Source organism: Pedobacter sp. MR2016-19, assembly GCF_014947265.1.
Lineage (GTDB): Bacteria > Bacteroidota > Bacteroidia > Sphingobacteriales > Sphingobacteriaceae > Pedobacter.
The window spans coordinates 439018-458050 of record NZ_JADCNK010000001.1 but is presented as its reverse complement, the minus strand read 5'-3'; the positions used below and the strand labels follow the sequence as shown (position 1 = coordinate 458050).

General features: G+C 38.4%; 17 protein-coding genes. 11 read left to right on the top strand and 6 right to left on the bottom strand.

What is annotated here, in order from left to right; genetic code table 11:
* Positions 1 to 162: 162 nt before the first annotated feature.
* Complete coding sequence (locus IM793_RS01975) at positions 163 to 2679, bottom strand: zinc-dependent metalloprotease (protein WP_193419487.1); 2517 nt, start codon at positions 2677 to 2679, stop codon at positions 163 to 165.
* Between the two features lie 90 nt (positions 2680 to 2769).
* Complete coding sequence (locus IM793_RS01970; RefSeq protein ID WP_193419486.1) at positions 2770 to 4017, bottom strand: aspartyl protease family protein; 1248 nt, start codon at positions 4015 to 4017, stop codon at positions 2770 to 2772.
* A 51-nt stretch (positions 4018 to 4068) separates the two neighbouring features.
* Between IM793_RS01970 and IM793_RS01965 the strand changes: the two genes are divergently transcribed.
* The 3 genes from IM793_RS01965 to IM793_RS01955 are packed head-to-tail and all read left to right on the top strand — an operon-like array spanning position 4069 to position 6975.
* A complete protein-coding gene (locus tag IM793_RS01965; RefSeq protein ID WP_193419485.1) occupies positions 4069 to 5397 on the top strand; it encodes a D-alanyl-D-alanine carboxypeptidase in 1329 nt (442 codons plus the stop codon).
* Positions 5397 to 6437, top strand: a complete 1041-nt coding sequence (locus tag IM793_RS01960; RefSeq protein WP_193419484.1) for an aminotransferase class I/II-fold pyridoxal phosphate-dependent enzyme — start codon at positions 5397 to 5399, stop codon at positions 6435 to 6437. Before IM793_RS01965 ends, IM793_RS01960 begins: the two co-directional genes overlap by 1 nt.
* A gap of 37 nt (positions 6438 to 6474) precedes the next feature.
* A complete protein-coding gene (locus IM793_RS01955) occupies positions 6475 to 6975 on the top strand; it encodes a phosphoglycerate mutase family protein (protein ID WP_193419483.1) in 501 nt (166 codons plus the stop codon).
* 177 nt (positions 6976 to 7152) lie between these two features.
* On the opposite strand, the gene IM793_RS01950 is transcribed toward IM793_RS01955, so the two are convergent.
* From IM793_RS01950 to IM793_RS01935, 4 genes are all read right to left on the bottom strand, one after another.
* Positions 7153 to 7839, bottom strand: a complete 687-nt coding sequence (locus tag IM793_RS01950) for a M15 family metallopeptidase (protein ID WP_193419482.1) — start codon at positions 7837 to 7839, stop codon at positions 7153 to 7155.
* 77 nt (positions 7840 to 7916) lie between these two features.
* Positions 7917 to 9143 (bottom strand): alanine dehydrogenase, encoded by a 1227-nt coding sequence (locus IM793_RS01945; RefSeq protein WP_193419481.1) that lies wholly within the window; start codon positions 9141 to 9143, stop codon positions 7917 to 7919.
* Positions 9144 to 9216: 73 nt separating this feature from the next.
* A complete protein-coding gene (gene tsaE / locus IM793_RS01940; RefSeq protein WP_193419480.1) occupies positions 9217 to 9633 on the bottom strand; it encodes a tRNA (adenosine(37)-N6)-threonylcarbamoyltransferase complex ATPase subunit type 1 TsaE in 417 nt (138 codons plus the stop codon).
* Positions 9634 to 9817: 184 nt separating this feature from the next.
* Positions 9818 to 11371: a PglZ domain-containing protein gene (locus IM793_RS01935; RefSeq protein ID WP_193419479.1), complete on the bottom strand. Its 1554-nt coding sequence runs from the start codon at positions 11369 to 11371 to the stop codon at positions 9818 to 9820.
* Positions 11372 to 11482: 111 nt separating this feature from the next.
* On the opposite strand from IM793_RS01935, the gene IM793_RS01930 reads away from it, so the two are divergent.
* From IM793_RS01930 to efp (IM793_RS01895), 8 genes are all read left to right on the top strand, one after another.
* Positions 11483 to 12706 (top strand): HD domain-containing protein, encoded by a 1224-nt coding sequence (locus tag IM793_RS01930; RefSeq protein ID WP_193419478.1) that lies wholly within the window; start codon positions 11483 to 11485, stop codon positions 12704 to 12706.
* Positions 12707 to 12828: 122 nt separating this feature from the next.
* Positions 12829 to 13905 carry a UDP-3-O-(3-hydroxymyristoyl)glucosamine N-acyltransferase gene (gene lpxD, locus IM793_RS01925; protein ID WP_193419477.1) on the top strand — a complete coding sequence of 359 codons (1077 nt, stop codon included), beginning with the start codon at positions 12829 to 12831 and terminating at the stop codon, positions 13903 to 13905.
* The gene (locus IM793_RS01920; protein WP_193419476.1) at positions 13895 to 15307 is read left to right on the top strand and encodes a bifunctional UDP-3-O-[3-hydroxymyristoyl] N-acetylglucosamine deacetylase/3-hydroxyacyl-ACP dehydratase; all 1413 of its coding nucleotides are present in this window, start codon (positions 13895 to 13897) and stop codon (positions 15305 to 15307) included. The genes lpxD and IM793_RS01920 overlap by 11 nt, the downstream gene beginning before the upstream one ends.
* Complete coding sequence (lpxA, locus tag IM793_RS01915; protein ID WP_025141731.1) at positions 15307 to 16092, top strand: acyl-ACP--UDP-N-acetylglucosamine O-acyltransferase; 786 nt, start codon at positions 15307 to 15309, stop codon at positions 16090 to 16092. The genes IM793_RS01920 and lpxA overlap by 1 nt, the downstream gene beginning before the upstream one ends.
* A gap of 47 nt (positions 16093 to 16139) precedes the next feature.
* Positions 16140 to 16607: a GNAT family N-acetyltransferase gene (locus IM793_RS01910; protein WP_193419475.1), complete on the top strand. Its 468-nt coding sequence runs from the start codon at positions 16140 to 16142 to the stop codon at positions 16605 to 16607.
* 14 nt (positions 16608 to 16621) lie between these two features.
* Positions 16622 to 17236 carry an ABC transporter ATP-binding protein gene (locus tag IM793_RS01905; RefSeq protein WP_193419474.1) on the top strand — a complete coding sequence of 205 codons (615 nt, stop codon included), beginning with the start codon at positions 16622 to 16624 and terminating at the stop codon, positions 17234 to 17236.
* A gap of 529 nt (positions 17237 to 17765) precedes the next feature.
* On the top strand, positions 17766 to 18326 hold the full coding sequence (gene efp, locus IM793_RS01900; protein ID WP_132395886.1) for an elongation factor P: 561 nt from the start codon (positions 17766 to 17768) through the stop codon (positions 18324 to 18326).
* 132 nt (positions 18327 to 18458) lie between these two features.
* On the top strand, positions 18459 to 19019 hold the full coding sequence (efp, locus tag IM793_RS01895) for an elongation factor P (RefSeq protein ID WP_108197094.1): 561 nt from the start codon (positions 18459 to 18461) through the stop codon (positions 19017 to 19019).
* Positions 19020 to 19033 lie beyond the last annotated feature (14 nt).

The following is a 19033-nucleotide window of genomic DNA, read 5'->3' as shown; positions in this document are numbered from 1 at the left end:
TCGCAGGTTTTAAAAACCTGCGAGGTTTGGTTGAAAAAAAAGCGGAACGATCAATTTAATGATCGGCTCCGCCTTTTTGAATTTTGCATTAGAGAATGATTGAATGGGCGAATTGCTATTCAATCATTCTCTAATTACATCCTCCACTAATTCACTCATTAATTATTTCTTCGGATCTAAAATATCTTTAATTCTGATATTTAAATCTTCGTAGTGTGCTTTTGTAATGGCATCGCCTGCTGCTGCCCTGGCTTTTGTAGTAGCCAATAAGGTTTTCAACTCTGCTCTAACCAGCGGCCTGATATCAGATAAACCTACATTGATTGGCGTTAAACCGTAACTTGCAGCATAATCAACAGGGAATCCAACCGGAAGTTCGTTTTCTTTAGTCATTAAATCTTGCAAACGGTCTACATAAGCACGTTGTAAGTTGCGTTTAAAGGCATCTGCTCTACCAGCAACAAAAACCGACGATCTTAAATCAGTAAATAACTCAGGCAAGGTGTATGCTTTTGCGGCGCCGTTTTTAGTTTCGTTATCTAACAAACGTGCAATACGGGATGCTGATAGCAGGTTCCCCAAAGTATTCGTTTGAACACCTTTAATCCGGTTTAAAAGCACTCCATTATCGAATTTACTTAATTGATCGTTGCTGATTAACCAAAGTGGCGTGGTAAATAATTGTTGATTGAAAAAAGCAACAGCTTCTTTTTGTTTTGTTTTTGGCAAGTAAGCATAAACTGGTCCTTTTTGATCGTAGGTTTTAAAATTTTCGCTTAAGCCACCAACATTTGTTGCCACATGACCCATATAACGGTTAAACTGGCCAACAATTTCAGTATAAATTTCTTTCAAATCGCTGTAATCTTTTCCTTTTTGATAGGTCCATTTTTCTACATTCGGAAGAATACGTTTTAAATTCGCAATACCATAAGCACTCGCTTTCATCGCATTGTCGCCCAAATCTTCGCTCTGCAAACGAGGATCTAATGAAGTTCCCTGACGGCCATAGAAATACAAAGGATTACCTGCATTTTTTAAAGTCCACTGATCTAAAATTTCTTTTTCCTGTTCTGCAGTTTTGTTTCCGGGAATCCAGGAATATCCCCATTTCACTACCCATTTATCGTATTCTCCAATTTGAGGATGAAGTTTGGTTACGCCATCGCCAGGTTGAGCAATGTAATTAAAACGCGCATAATCCATAATTGATGGTGCGGTGCCATGTTTATCTGTAAAAGTTTTTGAACGTAACGAATCAACCGGGTAAGCATAGCTTGAGCCAAAGTTATGTGGCAAACCTAAAGTATGGCCTATTTCGTGCGAAGAAACAAAACGGATCAATTCGCCCATCTGTGCATCGGTAAATTGCGCTTTACGTACTTCAGGATTAATAGCTGCTGTTTGTACAAAATACCAGTTACGCAATAGGTTCATTACATTATGGTACCAACCAATATGCGTTTCTAAAATCTGACCGGTACGAGGATCGCTAATGTGCGGGCCGTAAGCATTTGCAATATCTGAAGCAAAATAACGAACTACAGAATATCTGGAGTCTTCTACGCTAAACTGAGGATCTTGTTGCGGTGTTGGTGCTTCTTTACCCATTATCGCATTTTTAAAACCAGCCGCTTCGAATGCTACCTGCCAGTCATTAATCCCCTGGATCAAAAATGGCACCCATTTTTTTGGTGTTGCAGGGTCAATATAAATTACAATAGGTTTTACCGGTTCTACCAGTTCACCACGTTTATAAGCGTTTGTATCTTTCGGAACCAGATTCCAGCGATGAATATAGGCGGTGCGCTCTGCCCTTTGTGCGTTGCTTCCATAATCAATTTGAGATTGACCAAAAAAACCAACTCTGCTATCCATTATCCTGGCTTTTACAGGGATTTTAGGCAATAACAACATCGATGTATTAAACTCGAAAGTAACAGCTCCATTACTATTATCTGTTGGAGATTCTACTGCACGGTATGTTTTAGCTGTTTTTACTTCGATGTTGATCGGAAAGGTTTTTACTGTATCAATATAAGAACGTGACGCATCGTACATGGTAACTTTATAAGCTTTACGGATCTGATCTGTAGCGCCAATTGCCATTACATCACCATTATAAAAATCGGTAACATCAATTACAACGCCAGACGTATCTTTATTATACGCTTTAATTTCAAAGCTGGCTAAAATCTGTGCAAGATTAGAGTTTTGAACCGATTCGTACATATCGCTGTTCGGATCGGCCTTAGTTGAATAACTTGGTACGCGGATATAAACTTGTTTTCCCCTGCGCTCCCATTTCCATACTTGCTCGTTCAATTCTTCACCACCATATTGCTGGTTGCCCACTTTTACGTCGGCTGGCGCTTTTGCCAAACGGGTAACTACGAGCATTTCACGATTAATCATCGAGTCTGGTATCTCAAAATACCATTTATCGTCTACTTTGTGTGTTTTGAATAAGCCGTTAGTTGTTCTGGCTTTTGCAGTAATTACTTCAGAAAATGGTTTGATTCCTTCTTTTTTGGGGGCTGCTGCCGGGGCTGCGGCTGGAGTTGTTGGAGTGGCACCTTTAGTTGTTTTAGATTTTTTCTGGGCATACACCGAACCTGATCCGGCTACACCAAGTGCTACGATACCTGCGAGGGCAAGTACCTTAAAATTTTTCTTCATGTGTTATAAAGTTAGTTTGCTTGGCAATAAGAGGTTAAAGTTAAAGTGTTGTTACACGGCAAAACACTTGTAACTGGAAAATTACGCTTATCAGATCCTCTTTTGGAGGCGTACCACTTTAAAATAGACTTGATTATCCCTGAAAATTTCGAAAATTATATTTCTGTCTGCTTTCGATTTAAACATTTCGGTAAGATCGTTCAAAGAATAAGCATCAATGTTTTTAAAGTTTACCGCAATAATTTCATCATCAGCACATAAACCTGCTTTTTCTGCCGGACTATTTTCGTCTATTTCTCCAATCAGAACTCTTTTATATTCTTTCTGATCAAGATAAAGCACCATACCCACCATATCGTGTTCGAAAGGGATCTTACTTAATCCATTGGGCTTAACATAAATAAAGCCACCCTGATAGTTAAACTGGATATTAAATTTCCGGAGTAAATCAGCACCTAAATTCCCATTCCGTTTGGATAAATCGATCTTATTTGCAATGCTTTTAAAATCAGGAAATCCGGCAACAACATCTCTAAACACATAGCCACCAATATTAAATTTACCCACACGACCAACATATCCCTTAATCTGGCCGCTAAGGCTCATCCCCAAATTAGCTTTAATTTTTTTTTCAGGCAGTGGGAATTCAGTTCCATTTAACATTTCGAGCGACAAAGCGTGGCTGGCCCCCGTATCCATTAAAAACCTGGCTTCAACGGTTTTGTTACCTGGAGCATCAATGGCAGCTAAAATATAAGGCTTCTGGTTCTCTATTTCAATAGGTATTTTTTTACCACGGTATTTAATCTTAGCATCGTGATCGTAAATAATGAGCCTATTTTCACTATACCTGATATCAACAATAAAGCTGTTAAAAAAACTGAAACCCAACAAGCCATAAATCTTCAGCCCTAAATGCCCCGATAGGTTAAAAAGATCTTCTTTTAATATCGCTGTTGGGATATACTTAATGCTTGTACTCCCTACTTTTACATCAAGGCTTTGAGATACATAGGCCTCAACGGTTTCGATGCCCAAGCCAGAAACTTTAATTTTACGGAGACCACTAAAATTTAATGAATCGATAATAGATGGATCTGTAATAATCATGGGGCCAACTCCGGTATCAAGAACAAAATCATATGGCCCTTTTCCATTTACATATACCGGAATAATCATTAGGTTTTTGATACACTTAAAAGAAATAGATTGCTTTTGCCGGTTTCTTTTAAAAATAAATTCCTGTCCCGAAACTGATAACACAAAAAATACCAGGCCCAGGCAAATGCTTAGTTTACGTAAACAAATTATTACACCGGGACTATATTTGGTTAACATTAAACTAAATTTAATAAATTAGTTGATAATTATGCCCCTTAAATTTAGCACATGTTCCCCTTAAAAAATCATAATTTTATTTTTCTTGCGTTTGTTCTATCTATTTGTCTGTTAACAGGTTGTTCAACCAATAAGATCATTTCGAAAAAAGTAGCTAAAGAATTCAAAAACTCGCAGGTAATTAAGCAGTACCAGGTTGGTTTTGCACTCTACAACCCTACCGATAAAAAAATGCTTTTTGAAAAAGATGCAGATAAATATTTTACACCGGCCTCTAACACGAAATTGTACACCTTTTTTGCCAGTTTAAAAATGTTGCCTGATTTAATGCCGGCATTAAAATATATCGAACGGAATGATTCATTGATTTTTTGGGGAACAGGTGATCCTTCATTTCTACAGTTTGCCGTGAAAGATAAATCCGCTTATAATTTCCTGCTTGCCTCTAATAAAAAACTATTTTTTGCTCCAGGACGCTATGCGGGCAATTTCTTTGGCGAAGGCTGGGCTTGGGACGATTACGATTATTATTATCAGCCAGAAATTACCGAAATGCCGATTATGGATAACATGGTAACTTCTACTTACGCGGGGCCGAATAAAATCAACATTGAGCCCAAGGTTTTTGCACCATGTTTTAAAGTCGATTCTACAAAAACCACAGGCGATTTTCAGGTAAAACGCGATTTTTTAACCAATAGCTTCAATTATCCTGCAGTTACTGTAAAACCGGGCTATAACCAGCAAAATCCTTATAAAACCAGTGCGCAGGTTACCGTTGAAGTATTATCTGATACCCTACACAAGCCTGTTGGCCTAATTGATCTTAAAATCCCTTCAGATGGCAAAACTTTGCAAGGCGCAAAACGCGATTCGGTTTTGAAACACATGATGCTGCCCAGCGATAATTTTATAGCCGAACATTTATTATTGGTTTGCTCCAATCAAATTGGCGATACATTGAGCACAACGAAAGCTATTGATTACATTACGAAAAACTACCTTTCCTTTTTACCCGACAAAGTAAAGTGGGCTGATGGATCTGGTTTGTCCCGTCAGAATTTATTTACGCCGCGCGATAATGTTTACCTTCTTGATTCCATTCACAAGCTGGTAAACAATCCGGAAAAGCTTTTTAACATGTTACCTGCAGGAGGAAAAAGTGGTACTTTAAAGAACGCTTACCCTAAAACCGACCAACCTTTTGTCTTCGCAAAAACAGGTTCGCTCGGAGGCGTGCATAACCAAAGCGGATATTTAATTACCAAAAAGGGTAAAACCTATATCTATTCCTTTATGAACAATAATTTTGCAAAACCAACCGCAGAAGTACGTGCCGAGATGGTAAGGATAGTAACCTACATACATGAAAATTTTTAATGCCAAATTTTAAATCGATAAATCAGCCTTTTTCAAATACGATCAATATTGATGGAAATTCTTACCTGTATTTTGGCGGAACGGCCTATCTGGGTATTCCCAAAAATCAGGATTTTATCAATTTACATCTGGAAGGGATAAAAAAATTTGGCTTAAACAACGGCACCAGCCGTACCAACAATATTCAACTGGGTATTTATGATGAAGCAGAAAAAGTAGCCGCCGCGCGGTATGGAGCAGAAGCTGCGCTCATTACTTCAAGCGGATATTTAGCCGCTCAGCTTACCATTAAAGGTTTATCTGCATTAGGTAAAGTAATTTATGCTCCGGCCACGCATCCTGCGCTTTGGTTAACCGATCAGTCTGCCAATCAGCAAACATTTAATGATTGGAAGAAGGAAACAATAAACCTCATCAATACGTCCGGAGAAAAAACATGGGTGCTGATCAGCAACTCCATGAACAATCTTTTTCCTGAAGTTTATGATTTTAACTTTTTAACCGAAATACAGCCAGAAAAAGAGATTATCTTAATTGTTGATGATTCACATGGTATAGGTGTTAATAACAATGGAATGGGTGCATTCATCAATCTCCCGGTTGAAGCCAATATCGAACGGGTTGTTGTAGCCTCAATGGCAAAAGCATTAGGGGTTGATGCTGGATTGGTTCTGGGCTCAAATGCCGTTATCGCCAAACTAAAAAACAGCAATATTTTTGTTGGGGCATCCCCTCCATCTGCAGCCAGTCTTTTTGCCTTTATCCATGCTGAAAAAATATACCACGATGCACGGGCAAGATTACAGGAAAATATAAAGTTACTTACTGCCAATTTAAATGAAACATGGGCGTTTGAACCAGCCTTTCCAGCATTCTTAGCACAAGATGCTACCTTGGTAAACCGCTTGTTAAAAGAAAATATCCTGATTTCATCCTTTCCTTATCCAAAACCCGAATCCGAACCGATAAATCGAATTGTTTTGAGCAGTTGGCATGAAAAAGAAGATCTTGATCACTTAATAAGGGCCTTAAATTTTTAACCTTTCCTTATCCAATTAATTTTTGAATATTTATGACATGAAAAAACTGCTTGTATTCCTGTCGTTAAGCCTACTCTTTATCAATGCGATTTCAGCACAAACCACCACTGTTTGGATTGTTAGACATGCTGAGAAGGATAAATCAAACCCACAGGATACCGATCCTAGCTTATCGGATGAAGGAAAAATCCGTGTTGCCGATTTAGCAAAATATTTAAAAAAGGTAAAATTTGATGTCGCCTTCGCCACTCCGACTAAAAGAACACATCAAACCTTAGATTCATTGGTGATCCCAAAAGTGATTAATTATAAAGACATTAAATCGCTTGTGGATAGCATTAAAACCAATTATGTGGGTAAAACGGTGATGGTTGCAGCTCATTCCAATACCGTACTCGAAATTATTGAAGCCCTTGGTGGCAAAAGACCAAAAGAAGAATTAACCGACGATGATTATGATTACATTTTCGAATTATCGGTAAAAGAAGATAAAGCAAGGGTTAAAATGGAGCAATACGGCAGGCCGCATCATTTGTAGTTTGTGATGTCAGGTGCTACCACCTGACAATTGGAGAGCTAAATTTAGTGTAAGATGGTAACATCTTACACCACGGATAGATTTCTCCGTTCCATCCGATAGCGATCGGATCGAAATGACGAATTACGCCAGACTATACTCCTAACCTAATGAACCAATGACAATTGAACTAATGAACTACAATTTCTCGAAAGGAATATCCATTAGATCATAACTTCTCCACCCTGAGAAATCATAATGCCACCATTCATTTTCCAGCACATTCATCTGGTATTTTGCCATGATAGCAATCAGGAAATCGCGGTTTTTCCTGGCTTCTGGTGATACATTTTCATATTTTGCCGCAGCCGCAGCTGAAAAACTATCATAGGGTGTTGGCATCACCAATTCTTTTCCTGTCTTCAGATTAATCAGCGTTAAATCTACCGCACAGCCCCTATTGTGTTTAGATCCTTTTGCCGGATTGGCCACAAAATTCTTATCGCTTGCTTTTTTATAAAACTCAACAGTAATGGCATACGGACGGTAGCCATCAAATATTTTTAACCCGTAGCCTTTTTTATTTAATTCCTTTTGGATCTTTTTTAACGATTCTACCACTGGTTTTCGGGCAAAAGCCCTCGCCTGTCTATACATTACCTGCTGCATAAAATTGTTTCGGGTCGCGTAGCGGATATCTAGCTTAATCGTTGGAATGGCTTTTTTGATTTCAACCAGTTCGCTATTCGGATTCGATTTTACAGAAGCCAGATATTGGTTATAAGAACTTACTACAACCAGCTTTTTTATCGCAAGGGATTTATTTTGGGCATTTACAACAACCGCAAGAAAAAAGAATAGAGCTAGCAGATTGAATTTTATCATAATAGTATCTTAGTGTAGAAATCAAGTATCAATCGTACCCCCATTATCCCTCTTACATCCACCATTTTACATCTTTTTTATTGATTCGAAACCACCAATAATTCAAGATCCTTAAATGGCAGATTAAACATATCGGCCAGGTCTTTATTGGTGCAATTACCTTGATAAATATAAAGCGCTTCACGAATACCCGGTTTATTCCAAACCATATTCACTAAACCTCCAAATTCACCGATATCTAATAAAATGGGTGCAAAAATATTAGTCAAAGCGTAAGATGCTGTTCTTGGCACACGCGAGGCAATATTTGGCACGCAATAGTGGATAACATCGTATTTTCTGAATACCGGATTGGTATGGTTGGTCACTTCAGAAGTTTCAAAACAGCCACCCTGATCAATACTGATGTCAATTACCACAGAGTGTGGTTTCATGCGGGCAACGGTTTCTTCCATCACTACGCAAGGGCTCCGCCCGTGGGTAGCCCTTATGGCGCCTATTACTACGTCGCAGGTTATAATCGCTTTATTTAAAACAATAGGTTGCATTACCGAGGTAAACACCCTGCTGCCCAAATTATTCTGCAGGCGGCGTAAGCGATAAATAGAACTATCGAAAACTTTTACTTCAGCCCCTAATGCCAAAGCTGTTCTGGCTGCATATTCCCCAACCGTTCCGGCACCCAAAATAACAATTTCTGTTGGTGGCACTCCAGTAAAGCCACCTAACATTAAACCCTTACCTCCAGTTACATTGCTTAAATATTCTGCGGCAATTAAAATAGAGGTCGAACCCACTATTTCGCTCATGGCACGTACCACACTGAGGATATTACCTTCGTCACGGAGATTCTCGAAACATAACGCATTAATTTTTTTATGCATCAATGCTTTCAGATAATCCTGCTTTAGCGTTCCGGTTTGTAAAGATGAAATAAGCGTTTGCCCTTTATGCATCATTTCAATCTCTTCCAGCATTGGAGGTGCAATTTTCACCAGGATATCCGCATCAAAAACTTCCTTTTTGTGATAGGCAATTTTAGCACCCTGCTCAGCATATTCGGTATCAGAAAAATTAGCAGCGATACCTGCACCACTTTCCAAAACAACCCGGTGTCCATTATTTACCAATAAAGCAACAGATAAAGGGGTTAATGCAATTCTATTTTCCTGGAAAGAAATTTCCTTTGGTATTCCTATGTATAGACTGTTTTTTTTATTTCTGGTTTCTAACTTTGCTTCTTGCGTTTGTAGCAAACCCTGACGAGCTATATCGGCCATTCCTTCGCGTAATCCTGTAGCCATGTTGAATTAAAATTATGATAGTTTTAGGTTGTTCAAGATAAGGAAAATCTGTTAATTTATTGATAACTAATTGTTATCCCTTCGAAAACCTGAACAATCTGCGGTTTTCATCCAGCACCTTAATCTTCACTTTTATAAGTTTTTCGGGTAATAATTCTTCCACTCGTTCCGGCCATTCTATTAAACAAACGCCACCGCCATAAAAATATTCTTCATAACCCAAATCATAGGCTTCGCGGATATCTTTTATACGGTAAAAATCGAAATGAAAAACAGGGCCATTCGGACTTTCATATTCATTTACAATAGAATAGGTTGGACTCGAAACTACATCGGCTATCCCTAAATGTTTACAGAAATTTTTAATAAAAGTGGTTTTCCCTGCGCCCATATCGCCTTCAAAAATGAAGACTTTCTCATTGCCCGCAAAATTTGAAAGCTGTTGTGCTACAACAGGTAAATCTGCTAAACTATTTACTTCGATATCCATTTTAAAAAATAAAGGCAAAAGTAATACATAATTGCATTGCTTTTGCCTGATTATTTGTGATTTGTCAGTCTGAGCCTGTCGAAGACCCTACCATCGCGGCAGATCCTGAAACAAGTTCAGGAGGACGATCCTATTGAAAATGAACGGCCTCATGTCTCAAATCTAATATCTCAAATCCCTCAAACTACCTCGGCGAATAAGTCACTACCGGAATAATCATTTCCTCTAACGAGATCCCGCCGTGCTGGAAGGTTTCATTATAGTAGTTCACAAACTGGTTGTAATTGTTCGGGTAAACGAAATAACTATCTTCTCTTGCAAAAATATAACTGCTGCTGATGTTAATCTTAGGCAACAAAGCATCGTGAGGGTTTTTAATCAAAAACACTTCTTTTGCATTAAAATTAAGGTTCCTGCCCTGCTTATACCTTAAATTGGTATTTGTACTCCTATCGCCAATAACTTTAACCGGTTTTTTAACACGGATGGTTCCATGGTCGGTTGTAATGATTACTTTTACCTTTTTCTGAGAGATTTTTTTCAATAAATCCCAAAGTGGAGAATGCTCAAACCAGGATAAGGTTAACGAACGGTAAGCCGCATCATCATTAGCCAATTCACGAATCATCTGCATATCCGTACGCGCATGACTTAACATATCAACAAAGTTGAATACTATGGCATTAAAATCATTCTGCAATAAGTTATTGGTCTGCTCAACCAGATCCTTCCCCTGCTCAAAAGTTAAGATCTTATTATAACTGAACTTACAGTCTTTTCTTAAGTTGCGTTTAATATTGTCAGCCAGGAAAGCCTCTTCGTGCATATTTTTTCCTCCCTCATCATCATCGTTCTGCCAAAGTTGAGGAAAACGTCTCTCCATATCTAAAGGCATCATACCCGAAAAAATAGCGTTACGGGCATATTGTGTCGCCGTTGGCAAAATACTCGTGTACATATCCTCCTCATCAATCCTGAAATATTCAGAAATTAACGGATTAATGATTTTCCATTGATCATAACGTAAATTATCAATCAGGATAAAAAATACCGGCGTATTATCGTTAATATGCGGAAAGGCTTTTTTCTTTAATAACTCATTCGAAAGCAAAGGGGCCTTGTCTTTGTTCTTAATCCAATCCAGGTAATTTTCTTCAATAAATTTTGTAAACTGTGTATTGGCCTCCTGCTTTTGCATGGTTAAAATTTCATGCATCTGCGGATCGTCCAGTTTTTCCAATTCAAGCTCCCAAAAAACGATTTTTTTATAAACGTCAATCCACTCTTCATAATTAAGCCTGTCGCCCAAAGTCATTCCTAAACGACGGAAATCCTGTTGATAGGCCATAGAGGTTTTTTCACTCACCAGACGTTTATTATCAATCAATTTTTTAATGGTCAGCAAAACCTGCTTAGGGTTCACAGGTTTGATCAAATAATCATCAATTTTGCTGCCTATCGCATCTTCCATCAGGTTTTCTTCTTCACTTTTGGTAATCAGCACAACCGGAACATCTGGGTTGAGGTTTTTAATCGCCGACAAAGTTTCGATACCACTCATTCCCGGCATATTCTCATCGAGAAAAACCAGGTCAAAGTGAGCTTTCCCAAATGCTTCCAAAGCGTCGTTTCCATTGGTAAATGTGGTTACATGGTAACCTTTATCATTTAATAATAATATATGAGGTTTTAACAGGTCGATTTCATCATCGGCCCATAATATTTTAGTTTCTTGCATGTTTTTGTAAAAATAGATCAGTAATGCCGTTTAATTCCGGCAGGTAATTTAAACTACAAATAAAAATAGCAATTTTTGTACCGTATCTATCTATTTAACTATTTTTAACGATTGAACAAGAAGAAAATAATAAATGATCCGGTTTACGGATTCATCAGTATCCCGTCCGAATTGGTTTACGATGTGATCTCACATCCTTATTTCCAGCGTTTGCGCTACATTAAACAGTTAGGGATGACGCATTTGGTATATCCGGGAGCTTTACATACCCGTTTTCACCATGCTTTGGGAGCCATGCATTTAATGAGTTTGGCCATCAATCTGTTAAAAAGTAAAGGACATACCATAACCGATGGCGAAGAAGAAGCAGCCATTTTGGCGATCTTATTACACGATATCGGTCACGGACCTTTTTCACATGCTCTAGAACATTCTTTGGTTACCGGAATCAGGCACGAAGATATCTCCGCAAAACTGATGCATGATCTGAATGCACATTTCGATGGCCGTTTAACCCATGCCATTGAGATTTTTAACGGCACCTACCCTAAAAAATTTCTTCATCAGTTGATTTCTGGCCAGTTAGATCTCGATAGAATGGATTATTTAAACCGCGATAGCTTTTTTACAGGCGTAAGTGAAGGTGTAATCAGTTTCGATCGGATTATTAAAATGTTTAATATTTACGATGATGACCTGGTGATTGAAGAGAAAGGCATTTATTCCATTGAGAAATTTTTAATTGCCCGCAGGCTGATGTATTGGCAGGTTTATCTGCACAAAACAGTAATATCAGGCGAGATGATTTTGGTAAAATTATTAGAACGTGCAAAAGAATTATCCGCAGCTGGCGAAAACTTATTTGCTTCACCATCCTTAAATTATTTTCTAAAAAACGATATCAACGAGGCTAATTTCTTTGCACAGCACGAAAATCTAGAGCATTTTACCAACCTTGATGATCAGGATATTTATGCTGCCGTTAAGGTTTGGACCAAACATGATGATAAAATTTTGTCTACATTATGTAAAATGCTTACTTCCAGAAATCTTTATAAAGTGGAAATGGGCAACGAAATGGCAAATAGCGACCGCGTAAACTTTTTGCAGGATGCTGCGGTCAGTTTATTAGAAATTAAGCCAGAAGAAGCCCGGTATTTTGTTTTTACCGATTCTATTCAAAACCGGGCTTATAATGCAGGGGTCGGAAATATTAAGATTTTGATGAAAAATAACGATATTGTAGATATTGCAAAGGCCTCTGATTTGTCTAATCTGGAGTCACTGCAAAAAACTGTAGAAAAATATATCCTCTGTTATCCCAGAGGGATTTAAGGTTATTTAACAAAATATTTAACTTTTAGTGCCGTTTTAAGTCTTATTATTGCGTAAAATATACACCCTTTAACCCGAGCAGGTTTTTTTGTTCATATCAATTTAACATATACCTTTGTACGATGCAATTTACTGCCACGCAGATAAGTCAGTTTCTAAACGGTTCCATTGATGGTAACCCTGATGTAGCCGTTACCGAACTTTCTAAAATAGAAGATGGGAAAGAAGGCTCTTTGTCTTTTCTTTCTAACCCTAAGTACGAAAACTTTTTATATTCTACTCAGGCGTCAGTTGTTATCGTATCAAAAGACTTTGCTCCTACTCAGCCTTATACCAGCACTTTAATAAGGGTTGAAAATCCTTATAGTGCTTTTACCATTTTGTTGGATAAATATAATGAAGCGGTAAACGCACAGGTTGCACAATCTGGAATTGATAAACTGGCATATGTACACCCATCAGCAAAAATTGGCAAAAATGTATTTATAGATGCTTTTGCTTATGTAGCTGAAAACGTTGAAATTGCAGATGGCTGTAAAATAAATGCACAAACTTTTATTGGCGCTAATTCTAAAATAGGCAATAACAGCACTTTTTTTCCTGGAGTAAAAATTTATCACAATTCAATAATTGGTGCCAGGGTTATTATTCATGCTAATACCGTTATCGGAAGCGATGGTTTTGGTTTCGCCCCACAAAAAGACGGCACTTACAATAAAATCCCTCAGATTGGAAACGTTATAATCGAAGATGATGTAGAAATCGGCGCAAATACCACTGTAGATCGTGCAACAATGGGATCAACAATTGTAAAGAAAGGTGCAAAAATCGACAACCTGATCCAGATTGCCCACAACGTTGAAATTGGAGAGAACACTGTTTTAGCCGCACAATCGGGCATATCAGGCAGTACAAAAATAGGCCCAAATAGTGTAGTTGGCGGGCAGGTTGGTATAGCCGGTCACTTAACCTTAGCAAAGGGAACACAGATTGGTGCTCAGGCCGGTATAAATTTTAATATCACAGAAGAAAATAAACAATGGCACGGCAGTCCGGCGCAACCCTTACGCAACTGGATGCGTGCCTCAGTAATTTTCAAACATCTTCCGGATGTAGAAAAAAGAATAAACGCGCTCGAAGAGGAATTGAAAAGGCTTACAGCTGAACTGGAAAAGAATACAATACACAATGAACGTTAGACAAAAAACGATTAAACAAGAAATATCAGCATCTGGTGTAGGTTTACACACAGGAGCTAATGTGACTTTAACATTTTGCCCGGCCCCCGAAAATCATGGCTTTAAATTTCAGCGTATTGATTTAGATGGCCACCCGATTATCGAAGCAGATGCAGATAACGTTACCGATACTTCACGCGGAACAACGCTTACCCAAAACGGCGCCAGCGTAAGCACCGTAGAACATGTAATGGCCTCTTTGGTAGGGATGGACCTTGATAACGTCCTCATTAAATTAGACGGACCAGAAACCCCGATTATGGATGGTAGTTCGATCCAGTTTGTTGATTTATTGGAAGAAGTAGGTACAGTTGAGCAAAATGCAGATCGCGAGTATTTTACCATTCCACATAACATTACCTATACCGAAGAAGATAGAAAAGTAGAAATTGTGGCCATGCCGTTAGATGATTATCGTTTTACGTGTATGATTGATTACAACTCTCCTGTTTTGGGCAGCCAGCACGCCGGTATTAATACCATTGCAGAGTTTAAGAAAGAAATTGCTTCTTGCCGTACTTTCTGCTTCTTACACGAATTAGAATATCAGCTATCGCATAATTTAATTAAAGGTGGCGATTTAAATAACGCCATTGTAATTGTAGATAAAGAGGTTACCAAAGACGAATTGAGCCATTTGGCTAAATTATTTAACCGTAAAGATATTGATGTTGCCCCGCAAGGGATTTTGAACAACATGGAATTGCGTTACCAGAACGAGCCTGCCCGTCATAAGTTGTTAGATATGATCGGCGATTTAGCTTTGGTGGGGATGCATTTAAAAGGCCACATTATGGCGGCCCGCCCAGGCCACGCAGCAAACGTTGCCTTTGCAAAAAAGATTAAAGCAGCCATTAAAAAAGAGAAAAACAAAAAAGTACAAAAGGTATACGACCCAAGTGCAAAACCATTATATGACGTTGTTCAGATTATGGATATTTTGCCGCACCGTCAGCCATTTTTATTCGTTGATAAAATATTAGAACTTTCTAAAAACCATGTGGTAGGCGTTAAAAACGTAACCATGAACGAAGAGTTTTTCAAGGGTCACTTTCCCGGCGCACCGGTTTTTCCGGGGGTAATTCAAATTGAGGCAATGGCCCAGGTTGGTGGAATTTTAGTATTAAGTACGGTTCCGGATCCCAGAAATTATTTAACCTATTTCTTAAAAATAGATAACGTACGTTTTAGAGCACAGGTTCTTCCTGGTGATACGATTGTTTTCCGTTGCGATTTACTTGAACCCATCAGAAGGGGCATTGCCCAGATGAAAGGTGTAGGTATGGTTGGCGAAAAAATCGTTGTCGAAGCCGAAATGATGGCTCAAATTTCAAAAATTAAACAAGCAGAACCCGCCCAATAATGATACAACCCCTAGCATATATACATCCTCAGGCAAAAATTGCCGAAAACGTGGTAATAGAACCTTTTGTAGTCATACATAAAGACGTTGTAATTGGAGAGGGAACATGGATCGGATCGAACGTTACCATTATGGATGGCGCACGTATCGGTAAAAATTGCCGCATATTCCCTGGTGCTGTTATTTCCGGCGAACCACAGGATTTAAAATTTGCAGGAGAAATTACTACTGCAGAAATCGGCGATAATACTACTATACGTGAGTGCGTTACCATTAACCGTGGCACTAAAGACAAATGGAAAACCACCATAGGCAGTAATTGTCTGATTCAGGCTTATTCGCACATCGCGCACGATTGCGAGGTGGGTAATAACTGTATTTTCTCCAACAGCACCACATTGGCTGGTCACATTACTATTGGAAACAATGTAGTTTTGGCAGGCTTGGTTGCTATACACCAATTCGTTAAAGTTGGTTCTTATGCCTTTGTAACTGGTGGTTCATTGGTACGTAAAGATGTTCCGCCTTATGTTAAAGCGGCTCGCGAGCCACTTTCTTATGCGGGTATTAACTCTGTGGGTTTGCGTAGAAGAGGTTTTACCAACGAACAGATTGATGAGATTCAGGAAATTTACCGTGTGCTTTTTGTAAAGCACAATAACGTAACGAAAGCTTTAGACATGATCGAAGCCGAATTTAAACCAACGGAAATCCGTGATGAAATTGTTGATTTTATCCGTAATTCTAACCGTGGGGTAATGAAGGGTTTTGGCATGGGAAGCTAAGCCTAAAGCCGAGAGACCAAAGCTAAAAGCTAAAATTTTGATTTTCAATGAATGATTCAACGCTAATCAGAACAGATTCAGACCATACCGATTTTAGACAATTGGTTGTTTTGCTGGATCAGGATTTAGCTGTTAGAGATGGCGACGATCATACTTTTTATGCGCAGTTTAACAAAGTTGATGCAATTAAAGAAGTGATTGTTGCTTACCAAAATGATGTACCCGTTGGTTGTGGTGCCATAAAACCTTTCTCGGCAACCGAAGCAGAAGTAAAGAGGATGTTTGTGCGTCCCGACTACCGAAATAAAGGCATAGCCGCTAAAATTGTAACCGCATTGGAAAACTGGGCAACCGAAATAGGTTTTTCCGCCACAGTGCTCGAAACAGGCAAAAAACAACCCGAAGCCATCGCACTTTATCAAAAAGTAGGGTATCATATTATCCCTAACTATGGCCAGTACATTGGCGTTGATAACAGCGTTTGTATGACTAAACCGCTTAGCGCTAAACCCTAAACGCCCTACTGCAAATGAATATTACATTACAAAATGTTGGCAGAAGGTTTAATAAAGAGTGGATTTTCAGGAATTTAAGTACTGAATTTTCTTCTGGTAATAGTTATGCCATATTAGGCCCTAATGGCTCTGGCAAATCAACATTATTAAGCGTGCTAACGGGTAGCTTATCCCCTTCTGAGGGCGAAGTCTCATTTTCAGACGCAAAAGATATCCCTGTAGAGAATATTTACAAGTACATCAGTTTGGCAGCGCCATATCTCGAACTGGTTGAAACTTTTACCCTAAAAGAGATCATTGATTTTCATTTTAAGTTTAAAAATTTTGCTGCCGGAGTTGATGCCAAAAATCTGATTGGCATATTAGGTTTGGAAAAGGCGGCAAACAAAGAAATTAAATATTTCTCATCAGGAATGAAGCAAAGAACCAAACTAGCTTTGGCCTGCTGTGCGGATACACCTATTTTATTTTTAGACGAGCCAACGAGTAATTTAGATGTTCAGGGTATAAATTGGTACCGCGAACTGATCGAAAATTTTGGAAATGAGCGGCTTACTATAATTGGTTCAAATCAAATACAAGAATACGAATTCTGCTCGACACAACTACAAATATCAGACTATAAGTAGGTTAACACCTAAAAAAGCCTTTTCTTAAACGTGTGTTTTGTCATAAATTTGTACTAAAAATAATTTTTTGAAAAAATATTTTGTAATTGATAAATTGTTCTTACCTTTGCACCACCAAAAAGAGAAACAATTATTTAATTTATCTCTTCCAGGAAACGTTGATATTTTCCGCATTGCGGAATCAAAAATATAGCCATTAAAAGGCAAAGAGTTTTTCATAGTTTAGTTTGAGGTTTAGGTTGATTATGCCTTTGGAGTGGTTCCCAAAGGCATTTCTTTTATGCGGAGTTTTTTGTCGTTTCGGCAGCAATTATTTATGTTATGCACAAGCCTCTCATTTCTAAACCCGATTGCACGAAAATACTTTTCGGTGCAGACACTTCAATAAATTTGCACGTACAATTACAAAAAGATTGAAGGAAAAGCAGGACTGTCATACCCGATTAATGCTGGTTTCGCTTTTCAAATCATCATTCCTTTTTTTAACTTTGGTATTCAAAACAACTGACAAAACAATATTTCATTATAAATGGCAAAAGCATCAGAAGTAAAAAGCGGAAATGTGCTTCGTTTTAACGGAGAGTTGGTAAGTGTAGAAGAGTATATCCACCGTACCCCAGGAAATTTAAGGGCCTTTTATCAAGCCCGTATGCGCAATGTAAAAACCGGGAAAATTGTAGAATACCGTTTCAGGACAGATGAAGAGGTGACCATTTGCCGAGTAGAAACGAACGATTATCAATACCTGTACGAGGACGGCGATTACCTGGTAGTGATGGACAACAACACTTACGAACAGTACAACATCCCAAAGTTGCTTTTTGGCAGTTCGATTAAATTCCTGAAAGAAGGCATGAATGTAACCATTGCTTTTGAAAGTGATGAACCGATCGTTGCCCAGCTTCCCAATAGTGTAGAGCTAGAAATCACCTACTCTGAACCCGCTGTAAAAGGCGATACCTCAACCAGCGCACAAAAATATGCCACTGTAGAAACTGGTGCCGAAATTAGGGTTCCTTTGTTTATTAATCAAGGAGATAAGGTGAAGATTGATACCAAAACAGGTGAATATATGGAGCGGGTAAAATAGCATAACAGAAGGTTTAAATTTTCTTAAACCCTAAGCCTTATGCCTTAAACCTTTATAGGTTTTTATCAAAATAATTTTACCTTTGCCGTCACGAAAAACTAAAATACAAAACCCAATTTGGGATAACACAATATGGCAAAAGCATCAGAAATTAAAACAGGCAACATCCTTCGCATTAACAACGAACTGGTTACTGTTGACGAATGGAATCACCGTACACCAGGAAAAGGTGGCGCATTTTATACCGGTAAATTCCGTAACATTAAATCGGGTAGAATTGTTGAGGCACGTATGAATACCGACGAGGCTGTAGAAATCTGTCGCGTAGAAACCAGTGATTACCAATATTTATACGAAGAAGGTGATTATCTGGTAGTAATGGATAACAACAGCTACGAACAGTTTAATGTTGAGAAAGCTTTATTTGGTTCTGCTATTAAATTCTTAAAAGAAGGCATGAACATCATCGTTTCAATGGAAAGCGAAGAAGCAATTATGGCCCAGTTGCCAAACTTTGCAGAATTCGAAATTACTTATTCTGAGCCTGCTGTTAAAGGTGATACTTCTACAAATGCATTAAAAGCAGCAACATTAGAAAACGGTGTTGAAGTTAAAGTACCAATGTTTGTAAACCAAGGTGATAAAATTAAAATTGATACCCGTACCGGCGAATATGTTGAGCGTGTAAAATAATTTAAATTCACATT